General features: G+C 69.8%; 22 protein-coding genes. 8 read left to right on the forward strand and 14 right to left on the reverse strand.

Annotation, left to right across the window (positions count from 1 at the left end):
* Nucleotides 1–9: 9 nt before the first annotated feature.
* Both F3S47_RS14575 and F3S47_RS14580 read right to left on the reverse strand, forming a co-directional pair.
* On the reverse strand, nucleotides 10–294 hold the full coding sequence (locus F3S47_RS14575) for an I78 family peptidase inhibitor (RefSeq protein ID WP_150446006.1): 285 nt from the start codon (nucleotides 292–294) through the stop codon (nucleotides 10–12).
* Nucleotides 291–638, reverse strand: a complete 348-nt coding sequence (locus tag F3S47_RS14580; RefSeq protein WP_150446007.1) for a hypothetical protein — start codon at nucleotides 636–638, stop codon at nucleotides 291–293. Before F3S47_RS14580 ends, F3S47_RS14575 begins: the two co-directional genes overlap by 4 nt.
* A gap of 114 nt (nucleotides 639–752) precedes the next feature.
* Here F3S47_RS14580 and F3S47_RS14585 point away from each other — a divergent pair, with 114 nt between their 5' ends.
* Nucleotides 753–1,865, forward strand: a complete 1,113-nt coding sequence (locus tag F3S47_RS14585) for an S-(hydroxymethyl)glutathione dehydrogenase/class III alcohol dehydrogenase (protein WP_150446008.1) — start codon at nucleotides 753–755, stop codon at nucleotides 1,863–1,865.
* Nucleotides 1,866–2,014: 149 nt separating this feature from the next.
* Nucleotides 2,015–2,725 (forward strand): NYN domain-containing protein, encoded by a 711-nt coding sequence (locus F3S47_RS14590; protein ID WP_150446009.1) that lies wholly within the window; start codon nucleotides 2,015–2,017, stop codon nucleotides 2,723–2,725.
* Nucleotides 2,726–2,729: 4 nt separating this feature from the next.
* On the opposite strand, the gene F3S47_RS14595 is transcribed toward F3S47_RS14590, so the two are convergent.
* The 4 genes from F3S47_RS14595 to serB form a co-directional block, all read right to left on the reverse strand.
* Nucleotides 2,730–3,881 carry a Hint domain-containing protein gene (locus F3S47_RS14595; RefSeq protein ID WP_191090204.1) on the reverse strand — a complete coding sequence of 384 codons (1,152 nt, stop codon included), beginning with the start codon at nucleotides 3,879–3,881 and terminating at the stop codon, nucleotides 2,730–2,732.
* Nucleotides 3,882–4,129: 248 nt separating this feature from the next.
* A complete protein-coding gene (locus F3S47_RS14600; RefSeq protein WP_150446011.1) occupies nucleotides 4,130–4,750 on the reverse strand; it encodes a TetR/AcrR family transcriptional regulator in 621 nt (206 codons plus the stop codon).
* A gap of 71 nt (nucleotides 4,751–4,821) precedes the next feature.
* Nucleotides 4,822–4,974 (reverse strand): hypothetical protein, encoded by a 153-nt coding sequence (locus F3S47_RS19455; protein ID WP_191090205.1) that lies wholly within the window; start codon nucleotides 4,972–4,974, stop codon nucleotides 4,822–4,824.
* Between the two features lie 155 nt (nucleotides 4,975–5,129).
* Nucleotides 5,130–6,026 (reverse strand): phosphoserine phosphatase SerB, encoded by an 897-nt coding sequence (gene serB, locus F3S47_RS14605; RefSeq protein ID WP_150446012.1) that lies wholly within the window; start codon nucleotides 6,024–6,026, stop codon nucleotides 5,130–5,132.
* Between the two features lie 259 nt (nucleotides 6,027–6,285).
* Here serB and F3S47_RS14610 point away from each other — a divergent pair, with 259 nt between their 5' ends.
* From F3S47_RS14610 to mnmH, 5 genes are all read left to right on the forward strand, one after another.
* Nucleotides 6,286–7,440: a phosphoserine transaminase gene (locus F3S47_RS14610; RefSeq protein WP_150446013.1), complete on the forward strand. Its 1,155-nt coding sequence runs from the start codon at nucleotides 6,286–6,288 to the stop codon at nucleotides 7,438–7,440.
* Between the two features lie 101 nt (nucleotides 7,441–7,541).
* Nucleotides 7,542–9,137 carry a phosphoglycerate dehydrogenase gene (serA, locus tag F3S47_RS14615; RefSeq protein ID WP_150446014.1) on the forward strand — a complete coding sequence of 532 codons (1,596 nt, stop codon included), beginning with the start codon at nucleotides 7,542–7,544 and terminating at the stop codon, nucleotides 9,135–9,137.
* A 62-nt stretch (nucleotides 9,138–9,199) separates the two neighbouring features.
* Complete coding sequence (locus F3S47_RS14620; RefSeq protein ID WP_223877837.1) at nucleotides 9,200–9,994, forward strand: metallophosphoesterase family protein; 795 nt, start codon at nucleotides 9,200–9,202, stop codon at nucleotides 9,992–9,994.
* Nucleotides 9,994–10,353 (forward strand): VOC family protein, encoded by a 360-nt coding sequence (locus F3S47_RS14625; RefSeq protein ID WP_150446015.1) that lies wholly within the window; start codon nucleotides 9,994–9,996, stop codon nucleotides 10,351–10,353. Before F3S47_RS14620 ends, F3S47_RS14625 begins: the two co-directional genes overlap by 1 nt.
* Before the next feature lie 240 nt (nucleotides 10,354–10,593).
* Entirely contained in the window at nucleotides 10,594–11,655 is a 1,062-nt protein-coding gene (mnmH, locus tag F3S47_RS14630; protein ID WP_150446016.1) for a tRNA 2-selenouridine(34) synthase MnmH, read from the forward strand.
* On the opposite strand, the gene selD is transcribed toward mnmH, so the two are convergent.
* From selD to F3S47_RS14660, 6 genes are read right to left on the reverse strand one after another with little or no spacing between them, the layout of a single operon-like run.
* The gene (selD, locus tag F3S47_RS14635) at nucleotides 11,642–13,780 is read right to left on the reverse strand and encodes a selenide, water dikinase SelD (RefSeq protein ID WP_150446017.1); all 2,139 of its coding nucleotides are present in this window, start codon (nucleotides 13,778–13,780) and stop codon (nucleotides 11,642–11,644) included. The two genes, mnmH and selD, sit on opposite strands and share 14 nt — an antisense overlap.
* A gap of 20 nt (nucleotides 13,781–13,800) precedes the next feature.
* Complete coding sequence (locus F3S47_RS14640; protein ID WP_150446018.1) at nucleotides 13,801–14,349, reverse strand: pyridoxamine 5'-phosphate oxidase family protein; 549 nt, start codon at nucleotides 14,347–14,349, stop codon at nucleotides 13,801–13,803.
* On the reverse strand, nucleotides 14,342–15,361 hold the full coding sequence (locus tag F3S47_RS14645) for a lipocalin-like domain-containing protein (protein WP_150446019.1): 1,020 nt from the start codon (nucleotides 15,359–15,361) through the stop codon (nucleotides 14,342–14,344). Before F3S47_RS14645 ends, F3S47_RS14640 begins: the two co-directional genes overlap by 8 nt.
* A complete protein-coding gene (locus tag F3S47_RS14650) occupies nucleotides 15,351–17,735 on the reverse strand; it encodes an ABC transporter permease (protein WP_150446020.1) in 2,385 nt (794 codons plus the stop codon). Before F3S47_RS14650 ends, F3S47_RS14645 begins: the two co-directional genes overlap by 11 nt.
* On the reverse strand, nucleotides 17,732–18,385 hold the full coding sequence (locus F3S47_RS14655; RefSeq protein WP_150446021.1) for an ABC transporter ATP-binding protein: 654 nt from the start codon (nucleotides 18,383–18,385) through the stop codon (nucleotides 17,732–17,734). Before F3S47_RS14655 ends, F3S47_RS14650 begins: the two co-directional genes overlap by 4 nt.
* A 56-nt stretch (nucleotides 18,386–18,441) precedes the next feature.
* The gene (locus F3S47_RS14660; RefSeq protein WP_150446022.1) at nucleotides 18,442–18,699 is read right to left on the reverse strand and encodes a hypothetical protein; all 258 of its coding nucleotides are present in this window, start codon (nucleotides 18,697–18,699) and stop codon (nucleotides 18,442–18,444) included.
* Between the two features lie 288 nt (nucleotides 18,700–18,987).
* Between F3S47_RS14660 and F3S47_RS14665 the strand changes: the two genes are divergently transcribed.
* Nucleotides 18,988–20,163: an acetyl-CoA C-acyltransferase family protein gene (locus F3S47_RS14665; protein WP_150446023.1), complete on the forward strand. Its 1,176-nt coding sequence runs from the start codon at nucleotides 18,988–18,990 to the stop codon at nucleotides 20,161–20,163.
* On the opposite strand, the gene F3S47_RS14670 is transcribed toward F3S47_RS14665, so the two are convergent.
* Both F3S47_RS14670 and F3S47_RS14675 read right to left on the reverse strand, forming a co-directional pair.
* Complete coding sequence (locus tag F3S47_RS14670) at nucleotides 20,160–21,020, reverse strand: C40 family peptidase (RefSeq protein WP_150446024.1); 861 nt, start codon at nucleotides 21,018–21,020, stop codon at nucleotides 20,160–20,162. The genes F3S47_RS14665 and F3S47_RS14670 overlap by 4 nt on opposite strands.
* A complete protein-coding gene (locus F3S47_RS14675) occupies nucleotides 21,017–22,402 on the reverse strand; it encodes a leucyl aminopeptidase family protein (RefSeq protein ID WP_150446025.1) in 1,386 nt (461 codons plus the stop codon). The genes F3S47_RS14670 and F3S47_RS14675 overlap by 4 nt, the downstream gene beginning before the upstream one ends.
* Nucleotides 22,403–22,411: the final 9 nt, after the last annotated feature.

Genomic DNA, 22,411 nt, shown 5'->3' on the forward strand with positions numbered 1-22,411 from the left:
TCCTTCGGGTCAGCCGCAGTAGATGCGGGCGATGGATCCGTCCCCTCCGATAACGAAATTGATCCGGGCGGGTCTGAGGTCCTCGGAAATCGCATCTCCGGGCCGGATCACCCTGACCTGGCGCATGATGAGCACCCGCTCCAGCGCGGTGCCGTCGCGGCCGACGAGACCCGTGTAGGGCGATGCGCCGCAGGTGTCCTCGCCCGGCGCCGGAACCGGCGGGCCGGGCGGCACCGAGGGCGCGCCGCAGGCGGCGAGAAGGAGTGCGAGAGCCGCGAGCGCGGCCCGCCTCATCCGCAGTAGACCCGGGAGATCATGCCCGACGGCTCGACGACCACCGTGATGCGCGAGGGCACCGCGACCTCTCCGGCTTCCATGCCGGGGCGGAGGAAGCGGAGCTGCTCGCTTTCGCCGATGCCGACGGTCGAGGCGTCACGGCCAATGAGGCCCAGGTACGAGCCCGCGCCGCAGGGGTCGGAGTTGTCGCCCACCTCGGGCTGGCGGGGCTGGAACGGAGGGGGAGGCGGCGGCGGAGCGGCGGCCCCGGCGGTCTCCTCTCCGACCGTCACCGGGCCGGTCGTCATCAGCATGGACTCGTCGCAGGCGGCGAGGGCGAGGCAGGCAAGAAGGGCACGCATTTTCATGGCCGCAGCTAGGCGCGATCGCGCGCGCGGCGCAAGTCGATGACAGGTTGCGTCGCGGCCATTCCTGCCGCAGCGTTGCGCGAAAGACATGCAAGCAGGGAGGTCGGGATGAAGACCCGCGCCGCAGTGGCCACGAAGGCCGGAGAGCCGCTCGAAATCATGGACGTGAACCTCGAAGGCCCGCGCGCCGGCGAAGTCCTCGTGGAGATCAAGGCCACTGGCCTCTGCCACACCGACGAGTTCACCCGTTCGGGCGCCGACCCCGAGGGTCTCTTCCCGGCGATCCTGGGCCACGAGGGCGCGGGCGTCGTGATGGAGGTGGGCGAGGGTGTCACCAGCGTGAAGCCCGGCGACCACGTCATCCCGCTCTACACGCCCGAGTGCCGCGAGTGCGAATACTGCCTCAACCCGAAGACCAACCTCTGCCAGGCGGTCCGGACGACCCAGGGGCAGGGCAAGATGCCCGACGGATCGTCGCGCTTCAGCACGCTCGATGGTGACGAGATCCTGCACTACATGGGCTGCTCGACCTTCTCGAACCACACGGTCCTGCCGGAGATCGCGCTGGCAAAGGTCCGGGAGGACGCGCCCTTCGACAAGATCTGCTACATCGGCTGCGGCGTCACCACCGGCATCGGCGCGGTGATCAACACCGCCAAGGTCGAGATCGGTTCCCGCTGCATCGTCTTCGGCCTGGGCGGCATCGGCCTCAACGTGATCCAGGGCCTGCGGCTTGCCGGGGCGGACCAGATCGTCGGTGTCGACCTGAACCCCGAGAAGAAGGCCATGGCCGAGCGGTTCGGCATGACCGACTTCGTGAACCCCTCGGAGGTGGAAGGCGACCTCGTCCCCTACCTGGTCAATCTGACCAAGGGCGGCGCGGACTACACCTTCGACGCGACGGGCAACGTGGGCGTCATGCGCACGGCGCTGGAGTCCGCACACAAGGGCTGGGGCGAATCGATCATCATCGGTGTCGCTCCCGCCGGCGCCGAGATCTCCACCCGTCCCTTCCAGCTCGTGACCGGCCGCTCCTGGCGCGGCACCGCCTTCGGCGGCGCCCGCGGCCGCACCGACGTGCCGAAGATCGTCGACTGGTACATGGAGGGGAAGATCGAGATCGATCCGATGATCACCCACACCATGGGCCTCGACGAGATCAACAAGGGCTTCGACCTCATGCACGAGGGCAAGTCGATCCGGTCCGTGGTCCTCTACTGAGCGATAGAGGCGTCGCCCGGCGTGCCCGCCCTCGGGGCGTCTCGCAGCCGGGCGACGCGCCGTTCTCTCGTGGCCGCTTGGTCCCCCCCTCGCCACGGCGGGCGAGGCCGGATAGGGTCGCGCAGCCCTATTTCTGAAGTCGGAGTCCCATGCCAGTCGACCGCCCTCTCCTCGCCGTGCTCATCGACGCGGACAACACCTCTCCCAAGCATATCGGCGCGATCCTCGAGGAGATCGCCGGTCTTGGCGAGGCCTCCGTCCGCCGCTGCTACGGCGACTTCTCCAGCCAGCAGATGGCCGGCTGGAACCGGGTCCAGGCGGAGCACGGGATCGTCCCGCACCACTCGCCGGCGAACACGGTCGGCAAGAACTCCTCCGACATCAGCCTCGTGATCGACGCGATGGACCTGATGCACACCGGGCGCTTCAACGGCTTCGTGCTGGTCAGCTCCGACAGCGACTTCACCCGGCTCGCCAGCCGCATCCGCGAACAGGGTCTCGACGTCTACGGCATCGGCCAGAAGAAGACGCCCGACGCCTTCCGCAAGGCCTGCAAACGCTTCATCTTTCTCGAGAACATCGGCGCGACCGAGCAGGAGGAGAAGCCGCAGAAGATCGAGGCCAAGGCAAAATCCCCGGTCGAGGCGCGCGATATCATCCTGCGCGCCATGGACGCGATCGAGCAGGACGACGAGTGGTACGCCCTGGGCCCTCTCGGCCAGTACATCACCGCCGCCGACCCGGACTTCGACACCCGTACCTACGGCAAGAAGAAGCTGTCGGACCTCGTCAAGGAACTGAAGGTCTTCGAGACCAAGCGCGGGCCCGACAACCAGCTCCTCGTGCGGCGGCTGGACTAGAGGCTCAGGCCCGCTTGCGCGCGGTGGGATAGAGCAGCGTCATGCCCGGCACCCGGCGAACCGTGGGGTAGGGACGCACGTCCTCGTCCTCCTCCACCGGTCCGGTGTGGCGCGGAATCCGCGGCGGGCTCATGCTCGGCCGGCCCGAGGCGCGGGCGTCCGACATGACGATGCCGAGCGCGCGTCCCTCCTCCGGCGTGAGGATGCGGCGACCCTCCGGTGCACAGTCGGCGCCGACGCAGTCGAGGTCCATCCGCGACAGGCCTTCGGGCTCGAGCGAGCTGCAGAGCGCCATGTCGGCGAAGACCACCTCCGGCCGGTCCAGCAGGAAGCCCACGTAGTCCACCGTGCCTCCGTCGCGGACAGAGATCTCGTGGCCGTCGGCGAGGTCGCCCACAGAGACCATGACCTCCTGCTCGCCCGTGAGGATCTCTGCAGCCCAGCCGGTTACCAGGACCCGGTGCGGAGACGGCAGGCGAAGCGTGCGTTCGTTGCCGAGGACGTGCGGCGCGATTTCCACCGGCGCGGAGCGCCCCGTCGCGGCCACCCGCTTGCGGCCGATCCAGCGGATCGGCTCGTAGCCGCGGTCGCGGGTGATGACCTCGTCGCCGATCTTCAGCTCGTCTGCCCGGATCTCGCCCCGGCGCGTCAGGATCATGGTCTCGGGCGCGAAGCAGCCGGAGAGATCGGGCTGCCGCCCCAGCTCGAGGTCGAGACGGGCGGTGCGGCGAAGGTGGGCCGAGACATCCGCGATCTCCTGCCGGTCGATGGACCGGTCGAGTTCCGGATTGTCGAGGATCGTCCGCTCGAGGCTTTCGAGCAGGTGAGAGAGGTCGTCGTCGGGAAAGCGGACGAAGGTCATGCCGCAGTTGGTCTCGTAGGCGTGGACCCGGATCGACTCCGGCGGGCGGGCGACGAGGCCGCCGCCGAGCGCTAGCGAGATAGAGGCGCGGCCCGTGGTGACGCGGTTGACCGTCTCCTTGCCGACCTTCACCGGAAGCCCGGGAGGATCGGACCGACGGCCGGGCCGGTCGTCGAACACCAGGCTGCGCGGAACGGGCCGGGAGAAGTCCGTCGGCGTCCGGTTCAGTTCAGCCGCGAAGAGCCCGCCACTGAAGATGTGGACGTCGTGCGTTTCAGTCACTCGTTCGGGCATGGGGATCCTCCGCCAACATGATGCGCTCAACCCTCTCCACTCGTACCGTCGGTCCGGGCGGTGCCCCCGCGCCTCCCGGAACATGTACTTTAGTACAGGTACACGCGGCGGCGGGGAATACAATTCATGGTTGTGCCTGCTTCGGGGCGGTCTTTGGGCGCTCTCCTGCCGTTTTTGTACGGAGCGCGTGCTGGCGTGGGAAACAGTCGGGGCCGGCCGGTCGCATTGTGGAGCCGGCCTTGGGAGAATCAGGTCCCGTAGCGGGCCATGAAGGTCTCCACCGCGCCCTCGACGACGCGGCGCTTCTCTTCTGCGTCGAAGCTCCGGGCCATAGAGAACACGAGCCGCGGAAAGAGGTCGGCCTTGCAGAGCTCGTGGAACTGGTCCGCGGCGAGTTCGCGGTCGTCGATCCTCAGCTCTCCTCGCGCGATCGACTCGTCGAAGTAGCTCAGCAGTTTCTTTCTTACGAGGAGCGGGCCGTTCTCGTAGAATTCGCGCCCCAGCTGGGGAAAGCGCTCGGATTCGGCGACGCAGAGACGGAAGACCCGCTGCCCGAAGTCCGAGGTCACGAACTCGATCATCCGCCAGCCGATGTCGCGGAGGACCTCGCGCGGTGAGCCGGACATGTCGACCTGGTGCACCGCGCTGTCGGCCTGCCGGGCGCACTCGGATTTGGCGACCTCGAGGAAGAGAAGCCGCTTGTCGGTGAAATAGCTGTAGAGCGTCGCCTTGGAGACGCCCGCCCGCTTCGCGATCTCGTCGACGCTGGCACCCTCGAACCCGTCGCTCATGAAGACATCCCGCGCGCCCTCGAGCACCTGGTCGAACTTGCGGCCGCGCTTGATCTCAGCCTGGGCGCCGTCGGGCATCTGGGGGTCTCCTCCAACCTAATGGAAAACCCTAGTCCAGTCCCGGCGGTTCCCACAAGCGCGGCTCGCCATCACTGCTGTGGGAGTTCGACCGTCGGCTCGATGGAGGGCGGCGGGGGCGGAGGCGTTGCGGGCTCCGGGTAGAACAGGTGCGGCAGGTCGAAGCTCACCGCACTCGCGGGAAGGGGCAGGACAAGGAGGCAGAGCATGAGAATACGGCGCATGGTCTGGACCTTTCTTCGTTGAACCTGGAACAAGAAAGGGTCGATGAGTGTCACTGTCCGCGAGCAGTTTACCACGAATCCGGCGGATGGGGCGGCCAGTCCCGCGCGCTCCTGACATTAACTGACGTGGTGGCGGCTCCCGCGCGCCCGGTGCCCTAGACCGCGTAGTCTTCGGGCTCGGGCGGATGCAGGAAATCGCCCTTGGAATAGCCCTGCAGGTAGAGCAGCGCGCTCAGGTCGCCGTGATTGACCCGGAGCTTGCAGGCGGCCTGCACCGAAGGCTTGGCGTGCAGCGCGACACCGGTCCCGGCGAGCTCCAGCATGCCGAGGTCGTTCGCGCCGTCGCCCACCGCCATGGCCTCCCGGGGGGAGATCCCCTTGGCCCGGCAGGCCCGTTCGAGGGCCTCGACCTTGGCCTCGCGACCGAGGATCGGCGGCGCGGCTTCCCCGGTGAGCTTGCCGCCCTCGACGATCAGCCTGTTGGCCTGCACCTCGTCGAAGCCCAGTTCGGCGCCCAGGGGCTCCGCGAAGGCGGTGAAGCCGCCGGAGACCAGGACGGTATGCGCGCCGTTGGCCTTCATCGTCGCCAGAAGTGGTTTGCCGCCGGGAGTGAGCGTGATCCGCTCTTCCAGCACCCGGTCGACCACCCCGGCCTCGAGACCTTCCAGCAGGGCGACCCGCTCGATCAGGGCGCCCTCGAAATCGAGCTCGCCGTTCATGGCGCGTCGTGTGATGTCGGAGACCTTCTCGCCCACGCCCGCCGCGTCGGCGAGCTCGTCGATGCACTCCTGGCCGATCATCGTGCTGTCCATGTCGGCGATCAGCAGCTGCTTGCGCCGGTGCCCGGTGCGCTGGATGCAGAGGTCCGCGCCCTGCTCCTGCAGCGAGGACCAGACGTCCTCCCAGTGGTTCGGAACGCGGCGAACCGGGAACTCCGCCGCCTCGTCGGGCGCGAGCCAGACGGCGTCGCCGCCGCCCCAGGCGTTCCGCAGCGAGTGGACCATCTCCGGCGCCAGCGCGCCGGGTTTCGCGATCATCGTGACGGTGAACATGTCCGGTCCTCCTCGGTCGTCTCCAGAAACAGACCTCCCCGCTCCGGTGCAACCCCCTGCTTCATCTAGCTCCAAATACCTCTACCCCGCCCGGAACCGGAGCCCCGGGTTTCCGATAGTGTCCATCCGCCGCGGTCCGTGCCGCCGATTCCGGCGTCCTGCCCGATTTCGCGGCTTGCCGCAGCGCCACCCGCGCCGTAGATGCCGCGGTGGGACACCCCTCCCCAACGAGGGGCGTATATCTGAGAGGGTATCAGAAATGGCACCGACGACACCCGGCACGCGGCCGGCAAACCCGCGTTTTTCCTCCGGCCCCTGCGCCAAGCCCCCCACATTCACGCTCGACAAGCTCTCCGGCGCCGCGCTCGGCCGCTCGCACCGGGCCGCAATCGGCAAGGAGAAGCTCGCCGCCGCCATCGAGCGGACGCGCGACATCCTGGGCGTTCCCGCCGACTACCGCATCGGGATCGTACCCGCCTCCGACACCGGCGCGGTCGAGATGGCCATGTGGTCCATGCTCGGTGCCCGCAAGGCGACCATGGTCGCCTGGGAAAGCTTCGGCGCCGGCTGGGTGACCGACGTGGTCAAGCAGCTCAAGATCGACGCCGAGGTGAAGGAAGCCGGCTACGGCGAGATCGTCGACATGGCCTCCCTCGACTACGCGACCGACGTGGTCTTCACCTGGAACGGCACCACTTCCGGCGTGCGCGTCCCGAACGGCGACGCGATCCCCGCGGACCGCGAGGGCCTCACGATCTGCGACGCGACCTCCGCCGCCTTCGCGCAGGACCTGCCCTGGGACAAGCTCGATGTCGTCACCTTCTCCTGGCAGAAGGTCATGGGCGGCGAGGCCGCGCACGGCATGCTGATCCTCTCCCCCCGCGCCGTCGAGCGGCTGGAGAGCTACACCCCCGCCTGGCCGCTGCCCAAGATCTTCCGCATGACCAAGGGCGGCAAGCTGAACGAGGGCATTTTCCGGGGCGAGACGATCAACACCCCCTCGATGCTCGCGGTCGAGGACTACCTCGTCGCGCTCGACTGGGCCGAGCAGATCGGCGGCCTGAAGGCCCTCATGGCCCGCGCCGACGCCAACGCGCAGGCGATCTGGGACTTCTGCGATAGCCGCGACTGGATCGCCAACCTGGCGCAGGACCCGGCGACGCGCTCGAACACCTCGGTCTGCCTTAAGTTCACGGACGACCGCATCGCCGACGGCGCGGGCTTCGCCAAGGCCGTGCAGAAGCGGCTGGAGGCCGAGGGCGTCGCGCTCGACGTCGGCGCCTACCGCGACGCGCCGGCCGGCCTGCGCATCTGGTGCGGCGCCACGGTGGAGACCTCCGACATCGAGGCGCTCCTGCCCTGGATCGAGTGGGCCTTCCACGCCGAGCTCGAAGCCCAGACCGAATCCGCATGACATGGCCGGGCTGAAGCCCGGCCTACACCAGCATTCACGCAAATCGCCGTAGGCCGGGCTTCAGCCCGGCTCGCTACGGATAAGACAAAGGACCACACGTAATGGCCCCCCGCGTTCTCATTTCCGACAAGCTCTCCGACGCTGCCGTGCAGATCTTCCGCGACCGCGGCATCGACGTCGACTTCCAGCCCGACCTCGGCAAGGACAAGGACAAGCTCCTCGAGGTCATCGGCCAGTACGACGGCCTCGCCATCCGTTCCGCCACCAAGGTGACCGAGAAGGTCATCGCCGCCGCGGACAACCTCAAGGTCATCGGCCGGGCCGGCATCGGCGTCGACAACGTCGACATCCCCGAGGCCTCCAAGAAGGGCATCATCGTGATGAACACGCCCTTCGGGAACATGATCACCACCGCCGAGCACGCCATCGCGATGATGTTCGCCGTGGCCCGGCAGATCCCCGAAGCCAGCGCCTCCACCCACGCGGGCAAGTGGGAGAAGTCGAAGTTCATGGGCGTCGAGCTGACCGGCAAGACGCTCGGCGTCATCGGCGCGGGCAACATCGGCTCCATCGTCTGCGCCCGCGCGCTCGGTCTGCGGATGAAGGTCATCGCCTACGACCCCTACCTTTCCGAGGAGCGCGCGACCGAGATGGGCGTCGAGAAGGTCGACCTCGAGACGCTGCTCAAGCGGTCCGACTTCATCACCCTGCACGTTCCGCTCACCGACCAGACCAAGAACATCCTGGGCCGCGAGAACCTCGCCAAGACCAAGAAGGGCGTGCGCATCATCAACTGCGCCCGCGGCGGACTGGTGGACGAGCAGGCCCTGGCCGATGCCCTCAAGGACGGCCATGTCGCGGGCGCGGCCTTCGACGTCTTCGCCGAGGAACCGGCCAAGGAGAATCCGCTCTTCGGGCTGCCGAACGTGGTCTGCACGCCGCATCTCGGGGCCGCCACCACCGAGGCGCAGGAAAACGTGGCGCTCCAGGTCGCCGAGCAGATGTCCGACTACCTGCTGACCGGCGCGGTGCAGAACGCGCTGAACATGCCCTCGGTCACCGCCGAGGAGGCCAAGGTCATGGGTCCCTGGATCAAGCTCTCGGGCCACCTCGGGCAGTTCATCGGCCAGATGACGGACGAGCCGATCAAGGCGATCAACATCCTCTTCGACGGCGAGGCGAGCACGATGAACCTCGGTGCGCTCACCTCCTCGACCGTGGCCGGGATCATGGCCACCACGAACCCCGACGTGAACATGGTCTCCGCTCCGGTGATCGCGAAGGAGCGCGGGGTGAAGATCTCCACCACCAAGCAGGACCAGTCCGGTGCATTCGAGGGCTACATCAAGGTGACCGTCGTGACGCCCACGCGGGAGCGCTCCATCGCCGGGACGGTTTTCTCGGACGGCAAGCCCCGGTTCATCCAGATCAAGGGCATCAACATCGATGCCGAGATCGGCCGCCACATGGTCTACACGACCAACAACGACGAGCCGGGCATCATCGGCGCGCTCGGCAACACCATGGGGTCGAACGGCGTGAACATCGCCAACTTTACCCTGGGCCGGTCTGCCCGGAACGGAGAGGCCATCGCGCTGCTCTATGTCGACGACCCCGTGCCCGCCCATGCTCTGGACGCGCTCCGGGACACGGGTCTTTTCGGTCAGGTCAAGAACCTGACCTTCGACGTGGCCTGACGCCGTCGCGCCGGCGCTTCGCGGCGCCGGCGCGCATCCGCGCTTGACCCCGCTCCCGGCCGGTGGTCGATGCGGAGCCGAGCGGGGCCGCCCTTAGCGGCCCCGGAACCGGAGGACGCGACATCACCCAGCCCCTCTATGCCATCGGCGACATTCACGGCCAGCTGTCGGAACTCGAACGGGCGCTCGCCCTGGTGGAGGCCGACGGCGGTCCGGAGGCGCCGATCATCTTTCTCGGCGACTACTCCGACCGGGGCCCCGACAGCCGCGGCGTCCTCGACCGGCTGATCGCCGGGCGCGACGCGGGCCGTCCCTGGCGGTTCATACTCGGCAACCACGACCGGATGCTCGTGCGGTTCTACCACGACTGCGAGCAGCACGACGAGAACGTGAAGTCGGGCAAGGGCTGGTTCCACTCCGCTCTCGGCGGAGACGCGACACTCGCCTCCTACGGCATCGACGGCATCGGGGTCCGGGCGCTCGCCGATATCCAGCGGCTGGCGATCGAGCGGATCCCCCGGTCCCACATCGAGTTCCTCGAGAGCTTGCCGCTCTGGATCGAGGACGGTCCGCATCTCTTCGTCCATGCCGGGATCCGTCCCGGCGTGCCGCTGGAGGAGCAGGCCGAGGACGACCTGATCTGGATCCGCGAGGGCTTCCTCGATTTCGACGGGGACTTCGGCTGGCTCGTCGTCCACGGTCACACCATGGTCGAGACGCCCACCCACTTCGGAAACCGCATCGACATCGACGGCGGTGCGGGCGCCGGGCGGCCGCTCGTGCCCTGCGTCTTCGACGGAGGGGCCTGGCATCGGCTGACCGACCGGGGTCGGGCGCCGCTCGCGGCCCCGGCCTGATGCGGCTCGACCACGTCCAGCTCGCGATTCCGCCCGGCGGCGAGGCGAAGGCGCGCGCCTTCTGGTGCGACCTGTTGGGTCTTTCCGAGATCTCCAAGCCGCCCGGTCTGGCCAGGCGCGGCGGTCTCTGGCTCGCGCTCGACGGCGCGGAGCTGCATCTCGGGGTCGAGAGCGGCTTCGCGCCCGCGCTGAAGGCGCATCCCTGTCTGGTGGTGGCCGACCTCCCGGCCCTGGCAGAGCGACTGTCGGGTGCAGGGCACGCCGTTCGGCCGGACGAGGCCATCGCCGGGCGCGAAAGGTTCTATTGCGACGATCCCTTCGGCAACCGGCTCGAGTTCATGGCGCCGGCATCTGCCTGAAGGATGCGGGGCGGCCCTGCGGGCCGCGCCGGGCAAGCCCGCGCCCCGCCTGCGGCGGAACCCGGGCGGCAGGAGGGGCTCCGCCCCTCTGGCGCGATGCGCCATTCACCCCGGGATATTTCCGCCCAGAAGATGGATGGGCGCTTTTTATAATCCAATCAATGGCTTGACCGGGCGTCCAAATTTGGACGCGAGGCCGCCGGCCCTTCTGTCCGGCGCGGGGAGCGGCTAGGAGGGGGCATGGCCCGCACCTTCGAGACCCTCGCCGAGCTCCTCGGTCATGACTACGACAGCGTCATCGACGTCCGTTCTCCCGCCGAGTTCGAGGAGGACCGTGTCCCGGGCGCGATCAACATGCCCGTCCTGTCGAACGAGGAGCGGGCCGAGGTGGGCACGATCTACGTCCAGCAGTCGCCATTCCTCGCCCGCAAGATCGGCGCCGCCATGGTCTTTCGCAACGCCGCGCGCCACGTCGAGGGGCCGCTGCGCGGGAAGGAGGGCGGCTGGCGGCCGCTCGTCTACTGCTGGAGGGGCGGCCAGCGGTCGGGGAGCTTCTCCTACCTCCTGAAGGAGATCGGCTGGCGTTCGGAAACGATCGCGGGCGGCTACCAGAGCTACCGGCGGCTGGTTCACAAGGCGCTCTACGACGAGGCGCTGGAGCAGCGGGTGATCCTGCTCGACGGCTATACCGGGACGGCCAAGACCGACCTGCTGCCGCGGCTCTCCGAACGGGGCGTCCAGGTGATCGATCTCGAGGGGCTCGCCAATCACCGGGGCTCTCTCCTTGGCGCGCGGGCCGGGGGACAGCCCTCGCAAAAGGCCTTCGAGTCGGCGCTGGCTGGTGAGCTGTCCCGGCTCGATCCCGCGCGGCCGCTCGTGGTGGAGGCCGAAAGCAACAAGGTCGGCGAGCGGCTGATCCCGCCCGCGCTCTGGGCGGCGATGAAGCGCGCGGACCGGGTGGAGATTACCGCCCCGCTGGCGGCGCGGGCGGCCTATCTCGTCGAGGCCTATGCCGACGTCTGGTCGGAGCCCGAGGAGCTTGAGGCCCGCTTCGCCCCGCTCGCCCGGCTGCGAGGGCACGAGGCGGTCGAGACCTGGCGGCGGCAGCTGAAGGCGGGCGAGGTGAAGGCCCTGGCCCGGTCGCTGATGGAGACGCACTACGACCCGGCCTACGCCAAGTCCCGCGAGGCGATCGGGGTGCGCACCTCGGCCCGGGTCGAGGCGGAGAGACTGGACGCGGCGGGGCTCGACCATGCGGCGGACCGGCTGGCGCGGGAGATCGAGCGGCTCAGCGCAGGGTGATGCCGGGGGGCGCGTCGGTGACGCGGCCGATCTGCGCGGCCCGGGTCCCGGTGGCTTCGAGCGCAGAGAGGACGGCCGGGCCGTCTGGGACGGCCGCGAGCAGCCCGCCGCAAGTCTGCGGATCGAAGAGGAGGTCGGCGCGGGGATCGTCGGGCGCCTCGGGCAGCACGGTGCGGTTCTCCGGCCAGAGCGTCGAGCGGACCCCCTGCCGCGCGAGATCGAGCGCGCCGGGCAGGAGCAGGACGGCGTCGAGGTCGAGCTCGGCTCCAACGCCGGAGGCCTGGCAGATGCCCATGAGGTGGCCCGCAAGCCCGAACCCGGTGACGTCCGTCATGGCATGGGCCCCGGACAGCGCCCGCGCGGCCTCGCCCTGGCTTCGGGTCATCACCTCGTAGGCCTGCGCCACGTCCGCGCCCCGGGCCAGCCCGCGCATCTCCGCGGCGAGGAGCACGCCCGTCCCGAGCGGCTTCGTCAGGATCAGCGCGTCGCCGGGCTGGGCCCCGGCGAGGGTGATCGCCCGTTCGGGCGCGAGGCCGGTGAGCGTGACGCCCAGGGTCATCTCGGCGCCCATGGTGGAGTGGCCGCCGACGATCTCTGCCCCTTCGGCGGCGAGCATCTCGTCCGCGGTCGCCATGATCTCGGCCATGGTTCGGGCCTGCAGGTCGGAGGACATGCGCGGCAGGATCAGCGAGAGCAGCGCGGTCTGCGGCGCGGCGCCCATGGCCCAGATATCGCCCAGGGCGTGGATCACCGCGATCCGGGTCATGAGGACCGGGTCTTCGGTCACCGCGCGCAGGTGGTCGGTGGTCACGACCTGCCGGACGCCGCCCATGTTGAGGATCGCGGCATCGTCGCCGGGGCGGCTCTCCACGTCGTCCCGGCGGCGGGGAAGGGCGGCGACGGCGCGGCCCAGCGTGCCGCGCCCGATCTTGGCACCGCAGCCGCCGCAGAGGGGCGCGCCGCCGAGCGTCTCGGAAACGCCCTCTGCCACCAGCGGCGGGAGGTCCGAGGTCATCTCCGGCAGATCGTCGAACCGGCGCATGAAGCGTCGGTCGATGTGGTCCTTCCACCGCCACATCGGCGCGCCCGAGAGCTGCCGCCCGCCGCGCTCGGCGAGGGCGCGTTTCCCGCCGAGGGAGATCAGCTTGAGGTAGTCGCGCTGTGGCCGGTAGCGGCGCATCCTGCCGCCGGTCACCGCCGCGCGCAGGTTCTCGAACAGGACAGGCGCGGCGCGGACGGCATAGACTCCCGCCTTGGGACGCGGTGCGTGGGAAAGATGCGCACAGTCGCCGGCGGCGAAGACGCGGGGATCGGAGCTTTGCAGCGTCGGGCCGACGCTGACGAAGCCGTCGTGCAGGTCGAGGCCCGCTCCATCCAGCCAGCCGTGCGGACGCGCCCCGGCGGCGCCGGCGACGAAGTCCGCCTCGATGAGCGTGCCGTCGGCGAGGTGCACGCCGTCGGCGGAGATGCGCGCGATCTCGGCCTGTTCGACCGGCTCGATACCGAGGCCCGTCACCGCATCCACGAGTGCATTTCGAGGTCGGGGATTGAAATCGTCGAGGATCTCGCCCCGGTCAATCAGCCGGATCGTTGCGTTTCGTCCGCGCACGGCGTGGGCCATGGCCATCGCCAGCTCCCCCCCGGCGACGCCGCCGCCGATGACCGCGATGCGGGGTTGCCCGGCCTGTTCCAGCCAAGCGGACCAGCGGCGGGAGAAGGGGCCGAGAGGCTTGGCAGGAACGGCGTGCTCGGCGAAGCCCTCGATCTGGGGCATGTCGGAGGTGATGCCGATATCGAGGGAACAGACGTCGAAGCCCACGGCAGGGCGTCCGGGGACACGGACCTCGCGCGCGACGAGGTCGATGCCGTCGGCCGCAGCGAGGATCAGGCGAGCGCCGGCGAAGCGGGCGAGGCGCACGAGGTCGATGTCGAGCTCGTCGCGGCCGTAGTGACCGGCGACGTAGCCGGGCAGCATCCCGGAATAGGCGGCGGCCGGGTTCGGGTCGATCAGTGTCAGCCGGACCCCAGGGACCGGGGCCATGCCCCATTTGCGCAGCACGAGGGCATGGGTATGTCCGCCGCCCACGAGGACGATGTCGCGCGTCAGGGGAATGGTCGCCTGCATGGCCGAGCCTTACCCCCGGATCAGGGAGAGAGCCAGCGCCCCCGCCAGTCCTCCTTGCGCGAGAAGACGGCGCGGCGATGGGTCTCACCTAGGTGCAGGACCTCCAGCGATTCGACGGTCAGGCGGAGGATGGCGAGGTTCCCGGGCGCGGGCGTGATCTCGTAGTCGAGCGGCGCGGCGATCTCCGTGCCAACGGGCGGCGTCTTGCCGTAGTTCTGCCGGGCGGTCTCGCCGAGGCCGCTCCAGACGTCCCGGTCGTTCTCGCGCAGCGTGACGGTGCAGGCCAGGCGCAGTTGCAGGCGGCTCTCGGCGTCCCAGGTCAGGACAGAGGCCCGGGGGCGGTCACGCAGCTCGCGAACCTTGGCGGAGTCCGCGTCGGTCATGAGCGTGAGCATGCCGGCGGCCCGGTCCGCCCCGCGCAGGACGAGCGTGCGCTGCTGTGGCCGGCCCTCGGGGTCGATCGTGGCGAGGACCGGCCAGTGCGTACCGGTCTGCGGTCCCTGCGCGCCGAGGTCGAGTTGGGCCCAGGCTGCGTCGAGCATCGCGTCGGTGGTGTCGTAGTCACTCATATCCGGTCATCTCCAGGTAGCCCCGGCCCTCATGGCTGCCGGTGACGCTCACCGGACCCTCCCAGTACGGGAAGGAGGTCGACATCCAGGCCTGCGGGTTCAGGGCCTCGACCTCCACGTCGAGGCCGCGGTCTGGGAGGGTGACGCGCCAGCGCACCGGGATCTCGCGCTCCGCCACCGTGGCGGTCGCCAGCGGCTCGGCAGTGAAGGCGCCATCGGGATAGGCGGTGGCGCCATCCTCGATCCAGGTGGCGGAGGTGTAACTGCCGCCCTCGGTTCCGCGCAGCCGGAAGCCCATGACCTTCGCCTCGCCCAGCGAGAGCGAGAACCAGTCCCAGCCTTCCTGGTTCTCCGACAGCGGCTGGGAAGACCACTCGCGATCGAGCCAGGCCTCGCCGGTGACCTCGACCCGGCCCTCGGGGAGCGTGACCGTCCCCTCCACCGCGTAGGCGGGTTGGGAGTAGTAGTAGCTGGCCTGTCCTTCGGAGGACTTCACCGAGTAACCGTCCTCGCCATGGAAGATCAGCGGCCCCTGCGCCTCGAGGGAAAGGTCGTAGGCGAAGTCGGGCGCCGAGGCGGCAAGACGCAGGTCGTCGAAGGACGGTCCCCACATGCGCCATTCGTCGATCCAGGCGTCGAATGGCTCGGTCTCGACACCGGCCGTTCCGAGCCCGCCGCGGGAGAGGCGTTCCGAGACATAGTGTTCGTCGGGTGTCGTGACCGCCGCGTGGCCCATCCAGACCTGCGCCTCCGCCGCACCGCCGGGGGCCATCGCCGTTCGGAAGAGCGTCCACTGCGCGCCCATGGGCGTGCCGTCGGCGGCCTCCAGCGTCGCCGTCACGTACCACCATTCGATGCGGAAACCGGGATGCGCGCCGTGGTCGGCCGGGAAGGTGAACTCCGAATCCGGCGTGGGTGTCGCGTAACCCTCGGAGTCCGTGCCGAGACCGGCGAAGCCCTGTGCCAGCGCGAGGCCCGGCCAGAGCGCGGGGATCAGCCATCTAGCGTTCATTGGAGAAGACCTTGAGCAGTTCGCCGGGCGGTGTCCGCGCCAGCCTGCGGGCGGGCCAGAGCGCGGCCAGCGTCGCGGCAAGCACCGCGAAACCGGCGAGCACCGCGTAGTCGGCGGGAAAGAGATACATCGGCAGTCGCCATCCGAAGGCCGCAACGTTGACCCGGGCCAGAAGGATCCAGGCCAGGGCGAGGCCCAGCGGCAGGGCGGCGAGCGTCGTCAGCAGCGCCAGCATGACCGCGCGGATCATTTCCAGCCCACCCAGCCGTTTCCGCGTCAGGCCGAGCGCCCAGACCGGCGCGAGCTGCGGCAGCCGGAGGGCGGCGAGCGTGAGCAGGCTCATGAGGATCGCGAAGCCAGCGACGGTCAGCGTCAGAACATTGAGCGCGCCGGTGACGGTGAAGGTCCGCTCGAAGACCTGCAACGAGAACGCCTTGATCGACGACTGGTCGACGATCTGCCCCTCGGGCAGGCCCAGGTCCTCGCGCAGGAGGTCGCGGATCTCCTGCGGCCGGTCCGTGCGAAGGCCGTAGCGTTGGGCCGTCACCTCCGGATAGAGGCGCTGAAACAGCGGTTCGGCCACGATCACCTGTCCGATCGGGTTGCCGTAGTCACCGACCACGCCGACCACCGGCAGGCGGGTGCCGGGCCCAACGGCGATCTCGTCTCCCAGCGACAGTCCGGCACGGCGGTAGAGCTGTTCGTTGATGACCGCCCCCTCACCCGCAAAGACAGTCTCCCAGGCGCCCTCCCGCGCCTCGAGAAATACCCAGTTCTCCCGGTAGGTCGCATCGTCCCGGTTGCCGTAGATCTCGGCCGGCAATCCGGCGACGTCCCGCTCGACCCATTGTACCGGCAGGATCGCGCGAACTTCAGGGGAGAGGACTTCCGTGATCCGCTCCGCCTGCGCCTCGTCCTCGGCGGTGACGTAGAGTTCCGCGGCGAGGCGCTGGTCGAGGAAGCCGGTGAAGGTCAGTCGGAAGGAGGAGACCATCGTCGAGACACCGACGTTCGCCGCCATGGCAAGAAGCAGCGCCATGAGCGCGAGCGAGAGGCCCGGCAGCTGCTGGCGGGTGTCGGCCCAGAACCACTCGGCTTGAGCGCTTCGCGCGCCGCGTGCGGCGAGCGCGAGGCAGGCGTCGAGGACCAGGGGGAGAGCGAGTGCCGCGCCGACCAGGAGTGCGCCCAAGGCGGCGAAGCTCGGGGCCAGACCCTCGGTGACGGCCACCAGTACCGCCGCGAGCGCCACCAGCCCGGCCGCTCCGCCGATGCGCAGCCACCGCCCTCCGGCCTGCCGCATGGCCCAGGCGCGGGGCCGGGCGGAGGCGAGGATCGGCATCCGGGCGATGTCCCTCAGCGCCGCCGTGCTCGCCGCCGCGGTGCCGAGAACCGAGATACCGAGGCCGGCCAGCCACCAGACAGGACGCAGCTCGAGCGTGCCCGACACCTGCGCGCCGTAGAGGCCGGAGAGCGTGGCCGCCACATCCGGCAATAGTGCCGCCGCGATGACGTAGCCGAGCGCGACGCCGATCAGGCCGGCCAGCAGCGAGATCCCGAGAAGCTCAACCGCCATCAGCCAGACGAGCCGGTTGAGCGGCATGCCGACCGCGCGGAGAGTCCGGACCATCGGACGACGCTGCTCGAAGGCGAGGCCGATGGCGCCGTGTACGATGAAGAGCCCGACCGCGAAGCTGAGAAAGCCGAATGCGGTGAGGTTGAGGTGGAAGCTGTCGGTCAGCCGGGCCACATCCGTGCCGCCCTGTGCGGGGCGCAGGGACAGTCCCGGCGCGATTTCCGACAGCTCCGGTCGTCCCATCGGCTGATCCGGCGACAGGATCAGCCGGTTTGCCCCGTCCCGTCCGAGCAACTCGCGCGCCACCGAGATGTCGGTCACGACAGTCATCGGCGCGACGTCCGGGTCAGCGACGCGCTCGGGGCCGAGGTCGCCGATGGCGTCGAGCGCTTCGGTCTGGCCGAAGACCTGGCCCTCTCCGCCCAGGAATGTGCCTACCTCGGTGCCCGAGTCGAGGTTCACCGGGCCCAGGCCACCGGGGGCGGTCAGGGGGTCGAGCCCCACGATCCTCACGCCGTTCAACCGGCCTTCGATCACCGGGCTCGCAAGCCAGCCCGAACGCCGGAGCTCGACGAAGGTGTCCATCGGGATTTCGCCGCCATCCGAGTCGACGATCTGCGCGAAGCGACCCTCGCCCAGCGTCGCGGCCGCGGCATCGTAGCTCGCGCGGGCCTCGGCGTTGATCGCCTGAACGCCGGACCAGAGCGCCGTGGCGAGGGCGAGCCCGGCGACGAGTGTAAAGGCCTGGAGCGGGTTCCTCCGCCAGTGCGACAGCAGCGCCCGGAGCCCCTCCCGGGTCACGCGATCACTCCCTTCTCCAGGTGCAGTCGCCTCTCCATCGCCGAGGCGAGCCGGTCCGAATGCGTCACCATCAGGAGCGCCGCGCCGCTTTCGCGCACGAGGGTCAGCATGGCCGCCAGCACGGTCTCCGCGGTGGTCTCGTCGAGGTTGCCCGTCGGCTCGTCCGCCAGGACGAGAGCGGGCCGCGCGGCGAGCGCGCGGGCGATGGCGACGCGTTGCTGTTGGCCGCCGGAGAGCTGCTCCGGGTACTTGGCGAGATGCGGCGATAGGCCCAGCCCCTCCGCGAGCTCCCGCGTTCTCTCCGGGTCGTGGCGGCCCGCGAGCCGAGCCTGGAAGGCGATGTTGGAGGCGACATCGAGGGAGGGGATCAGGTTGAACTGCTGGAAGATGACGCCGACCGTTTCGCGCCGGAGGCGGGCACGCCCCCGGTCGGAGAGAGTGCCCACGTTTTCATCGCCGATCAAAATCCGCCCGGCATCCGGTGTCTCCAGTCCGCCGGTCAGGTGGAGCAGCGTCGACTTCCCCGATCCCGATTCGCCGGTCAGCGCCAGGGTCTCTCCACGGGCCAGCGCCAGATCGACACCGCGCAGGACCGGTACCGGCCCCTCCGCGCCCGGATAGCTCTTCTCGACCCCTTCGACCCTCAGCACCTGCGACTCCCCGGTTCTTCGCTGCGGGACCTAACACGCCGGGCGAAGGGGGAAAGTCAGGCGAAGGCCGAGACGAGGGACAGGAGAGCCATCAGGACCGTGGCAGATAGAAGCATCCGCCGCGACTCGGCCTGCTGAGGGTCGCGCACCCAGTCGGACATCGTGCTGAAGAAACTTGCGGGCCCCGGAAAGATGCGGCCCGTCCGTTGCACCGCACGCGTCCGCAGGTGGAACAGCGTGCGAAAGGCGAGCGCCGCCCAGACCAGGAAGACCACGCCCTGAAGCAGGAAGAAGAGCAGGACCGGCCAGCTCATGGGAGGGTCCCGACGCACGAACGCCGACCCGGTCGCGGCCCGCGGGGCGGCGCGACGGCAAGGGGGCGGATGTGATCCAAGGTGGCAGCTCGGTTCATTCGGGCAGTCTCCAGTTGATGCCCATCGTCGATGATCTTCGGCGGGCGTTTCCGGTCAAGCCGACCTGCGGCGGATCGGCCACAAAATGCGGCTGAAAGGACGCAGTTCTTCACGGCGCCGTGACCCCACGTTCCGGCTGAAGCGACAGGACGCAGCAGGTAGGTTGGGGGCCGAACAGGGAGACCCGCCATGACCGACATCGTGATCCTCGGCTCCGCGCGCACGGCGATCGGAACCTTCGGCGGCTCGCTCGCCGCCGTTCCGCCGATCGAGCTCGCCGCCACCGCGTCCCGCGCCGCCCTCGACCGCGCGGGCGTAGCTGCGGATCGCGTGGGGCAGGTCGTCTTCGGCCACGTCATCAATACCGAGCCGCGCGACATGTACCTCAGCCGCGTCGCCGCGATGGAGGCGGGTGTCCCGGACACCGTGCCGGCGATGAACGTGAACCGGCTCTGCGGCTCGGGGGCGCAGGCGGTCGTCTCCGGCGTGCAGGCGCTGGCTCTGGGCGATGCCGACTTTGCGCTCGTCGGCGGGGCCGAGAGCATGAGCCGCAGCCCCTTCATCGTGCCGCAGCAGCGCTGGGGCGCGAAGATGGGCGACGTGAAATCCCTCGACATGATGCTGGGCGCGCTGAACTGCCCCTTCGGCACGGGTCACATGGGCGTGACCGCCGAGAACGTGGCGGCCGAGCATGGCGTCAGCCGCGAGGATCAGGACTCCTTCGCGCTCGAGAGCCAGACCCGGGCCGCGCGCGCCATTTCCGAGGGTCGGTTCGCCGATCAGATCGTGCCGGTGGTGCAGGAGACCCGGAAGGGTAAGGTCACCTTCGAGACGGACGAGCATCCCAAGCAGACCTCGGCCGAGGCGCTCGCGGGGCTCCGTCCGGCCTTTCGCCGCGACGGTTCGGTCACTGCCGGCAATGCCAGCGGCATCAACGACGGGGCCGCCGCGCTGGTCCTGGCCCGCGCCGACGCCGCGGAGCGTGACGGCCTGACCCCGAAGGCGCGTATCCTCGGCTACGCCGTCGCCGGGGTCCGGCCCGAGGTCATGGGCATCGGACCGGTTCCGGCCGTAGAGGCGCTCTTCGAGAAGACCGGTCTTTCGGCGGGCGATTTCGACCTCGTCGAATCGAACGAGGCCTTCGCCGCCCAGGCGATCGCCGTCTCCCGCGCCCTCGGATTCGACCCGGAGCGCGTGAACCCCAACGGGGGCGCCATCGCGCTTGGCCACCCTGTCGGGGCGACCGGCGCGATCCTGACGGTCAAGGCGCTCTACGAGCTGGAGCGGACAGGCGGCAAGCGCGCCATCGTCACCATGTGCATCGGAGGCGGCCAGGGCATCGCGCTGGCGCTGGAGCGGCTCTAGAGCCTGCGCCGCGAGGTGACCGGCCCGTCGCCCTGGCGGTCGATCCGGGCGAGGGCCGGCTCGATCTCCTCGTAGGCGACGGACATGCTGTGCGCGTTGGCGTGCAGCAGTCGGGCCGCATCCGCGACCCAGGCGACGTGGCCGGGCCAGAAAACCAGGTCGCCCCGGCGCAGCGACTCGTCTTCGGGGAGTCTCGTGCCCAGGTGGGCCTCCTGCTGGTCGCTGTCCCCTGGGCAGGGGATGCCGCAGGCGAGACAGGCGACCTGTACCAGGCCCGAGCAATCGATACCGAGGTGCGAATTGCCGCCCCAGAGATACGGCGTCCCGAGAAACCGCTCGGCCACAGCGACCGGGTCGGTCTCCGTTTTACCAAGGGGCGCCAGGTGCACCGACGGTACGAAGAATGCGGCGCCCTCCGGACCGGTCCAGTCGTCGATCTCGGTCCAGCCGCCGGGGTGGGTCGCACTGACCCGGACCAGAGCACCGGGGGAAACCTGCATGACCTCCTCGCCCGACTTGAGCTCCGGCCGGGCCTTCGCGTAGCTGCGGACCGCGGCGCGATGGGTCGGCTCTGCCGCCGACCGGCCAAGCGTGCCTAGAAGGACGTAGCCAACGTAACCGTCGCGCTCGGCCATGCCGAAGGCGTAGTCACCCTCCTCGTCCAGAACGAGGAAGCCCTCGCCGAAAACGAGCTCCCTCTCGCGCGGCGTACCGGCGTCCGGTCCGCGCCGGATTGCCGTGACGGGCGCGGTGACGCGCCGGCGCTCGCCCTCGACGAAGCGGTCGGCCTCGGACCGCCCGCGGAGGGAGACATGGGCGACACGCCCGTTCGACGGTGTCTCCCGCCGGTCGGTCACTTTGCCAGCAACTCCGGCATGGCCTGGAAGAGCGCACGGGCACCCTGCAGCGCCCCACCCTTCGAGCGGCCCGGTGCCGGAGTCGGGCACCAGCCGTAGATGTCGAAATGCATGTAGCGCGGCGTCTCGGTGACGAAGCGGCGCAGGAAGAGCGCCGCGGTGATCGAGCCCGCCATCCCGCCGGACGGAGCGTTGTCGAGGTCTGCGATGCCGGGTTCGATCATGGCCTCGTAGGGCTCGTGGAAGGGCATCCGCCAGACCGGGTCGGCCACATGGACCGCGGCGCCGGAGAGGGTCTGCGCGTCCCGGTCCTCGGTCGCGTAGAACGGGGCCAGGTCCGGGCCGACCGCCACTCGCGCCGCGCCCGTGAGCGTCGCCATCGAGAGCACGAGGTCCGACGGCGTCTCGTCCGCGAGCGCCAGCGCATCGGCCAGCACGAGTCGTCCCTCGGCGTCGGTGTTGTTGATTTCGACGGTCAGGCCCTTGCGCGATGTCAGGATATCGCCGGGCCGGAAGGCGTTGCCGGAGACGGCGTTCTCGACGGCCGGGATGAGGACCCGCAGCCGGATCTCGGAACCGGTCGCCATGAGCATGTGGGCGAGGCCCAGCACGTTGGCCGCACCGCCCATGTCCTTCTTCATCAGGCCCATGGAGGCGCCCGGCTTCAGGTTGAGCCCGCCGGTGTCGAAGCAGACTCCCTTGCCGACCAGGGTCAGAGTCGGCCCGCTGTCGCCCCAGCGAAGGTCGATGAGCCGGGGCGCACGGGGCGCCGCGCGCCCGACCGTGTGGATCAGCGGGAAGTTGGCATCGAGCAGGGCATCGCCCGTCGTGACCTCGATCTCCGCCCCGAAGCGCTCGGCGAGGGCGCGGGCGGCCACTTCCAGTTCGTCCGGTCCCATGTCGGAGGCGGGCGTGTTGATGAGGTCGCGGGTGAGGTATTCCCCCTCGGCCATCGCCTCGACCCGGGCGGCGTCGATCCCCTCCGGCGCGACGAGCCGGGCCTTCGGCGCCTCCTGCGACTTGTAGCGGTCGAACCGGTAACCTTCGAGCAGCCAGCCGAGCGAAGCCTCCGTCGCCGCATCGGGGTCCAGGTCGCCATCGAACCGCCAGTCGCCCCCGGGGAGGGCGCTGGCCGCGCGGGCCAAGGCGAACCGGTGGCGGGGGCGCGCGGATTCGGCGCCGAGACCGGCAAGCGCCGCGACGACGCGTCCGTCCGGGCCGGGAAGGGCGAGGATCTCTCCCGGCCCCGCGGAAAAGTTCTGCGAGTCGACCCAGGAGCGGGCCGTCTCCGGCAGGCCGTCGAGCGTTTGCTTCAGGGTCTCGGGCGACGTGACGTGGATCGGGCGGGCCGTCTCGGACGGCGCGGCGAAACGCGGGGACATGGGCTCTCC

The organism is Histidinibacterium aquaticum, assembly GCF_008710275.1.
Classification (GTDB): Bacteria; Pseudomonadota; Alphaproteobacteria; order Rhodobacterales; family Rhodobacteraceae; genus Oceanicola; species Oceanicola aquaticus.

Excerpts from the sequence above, each read along its gene's own strand:
- selD (WP_150446017.1), bottom strand. The coding sequence starts at position 13,780 with ATGCAGGCGACCATTCCCCTGACGCGCGACATCGTCCTCGTGGGCGGC.
- serB (WP_150446012.1), bottom strand. The coding sequence starts at position 6,026 with ATGTTCACCGTCACGATGATCGCGAAACCCGGCGCGCTGGCGCCGGAG.
- serA (WP_150446014.1), top strand. The coding sequence starts at position 7,542 with ATGGCCCCCCGCGTTCTCATTTCCGACAAGCTCTCCGACGCTGCCGTG.
- F3S47_RS14640 (WP_150446018.1), bottom strand. The coding sequence starts at position 14,349 with ATGAGTGACTACGACACCACCGACGCGATGCTCGACGCAGCCTGGGCC.
- F3S47_RS14600 (WP_150446011.1), bottom strand. The coding sequence starts at position 4,750 with ATGCCCGACGGCGCCCAGGCTGAGATCAAGCGCGGCCGCAAGTTCGAC.
- F3S47_RS14580 (WP_150446007.1), bottom strand. The coding sequence starts at position 638 with ATGCGTGCCCTTCTTGCCTGCCTCGCCCTCGCCGCCTGCGACGAGTCC.
- F3S47_RS14665 (WP_150446023.1), top strand. The coding sequence starts at position 18,988 with ATGACCGACATCGTGATCCTCGGCTCCGCGCGCACGGCGATCGGAACC.
- F3S47_RS14585 (WP_150446008.1), top strand. The coding sequence starts at position 753 with ATGAAGACCCGCGCCGCAGTGGCCACGAAGGCCGGAGAGCCGCTCGAA.
- mnmH (WP_150446016.1), top strand. The coding sequence starts at position 10,594 with ATGGCCCGCACCTTCGAGACCCTCGCCGAGCTCCTCGGTCATGACTAC.
- F3S47_RS19455 (WP_191090205.1), bottom strand. The coding sequence starts at position 4,974 with ATGCGCCGTATTCTCATGCTCTGCCTCCTTGTCCTGCCCCTTCCCGCG.
- F3S47_RS14625 (WP_150446015.1), top strand. The coding sequence starts at position 9,994 with ATGCGGCTCGACCACGTCCAGCTCGCGATTCCGCCCGGCGGCGAGGCG.
- F3S47_RS14610 (WP_150446013.1), top strand. The coding sequence starts at position 6,286 with ATGGCACCGACGACACCCGGCACGCGGCCGGCAAACCCGCGTTTTTCC.
- F3S47_RS14590 (WP_150446009.1), top strand. The coding sequence starts at position 2,015 with ATGCCAGTCGACCGCCCTCTCCTCGCCGTGCTCATCGACGCGGACAAC.
- F3S47_RS14675 (WP_150446025.1), bottom strand. The coding sequence starts at position 22,402 with ATGTCCCCGCGTTTCGCCGCGCCGTCCGAGACGGCCCGCCCGATCCAC.
- F3S47_RS14645 (WP_150446019.1), bottom strand. The coding sequence starts at position 15,361 with ATGAACGCTAGATGGCTGATCCCCGCGCTCTGGCCGGGCCTCGCGCTG.
- F3S47_RS14575 (WP_150446006.1), bottom strand. The coding sequence starts at position 294 with ATGAGGCGGGCCGCGCTCGCGGCTCTCGCACTCCTTCTCGCCGCCTGC.
- F3S47_RS14660 (WP_150446022.1), bottom strand. The coding sequence starts at position 18,699 with ATGAGCTGGCCGGTCCTGCTCTTCTTCCTGCTTCAGGGCGTGGTCTTC.
- F3S47_RS14595 (WP_191090204.1), bottom strand. The coding sequence starts at position 3,881 with ATGCCCGAACGAGTGACTGAAACGCACGACGTCCACATCTTCAGTGGC.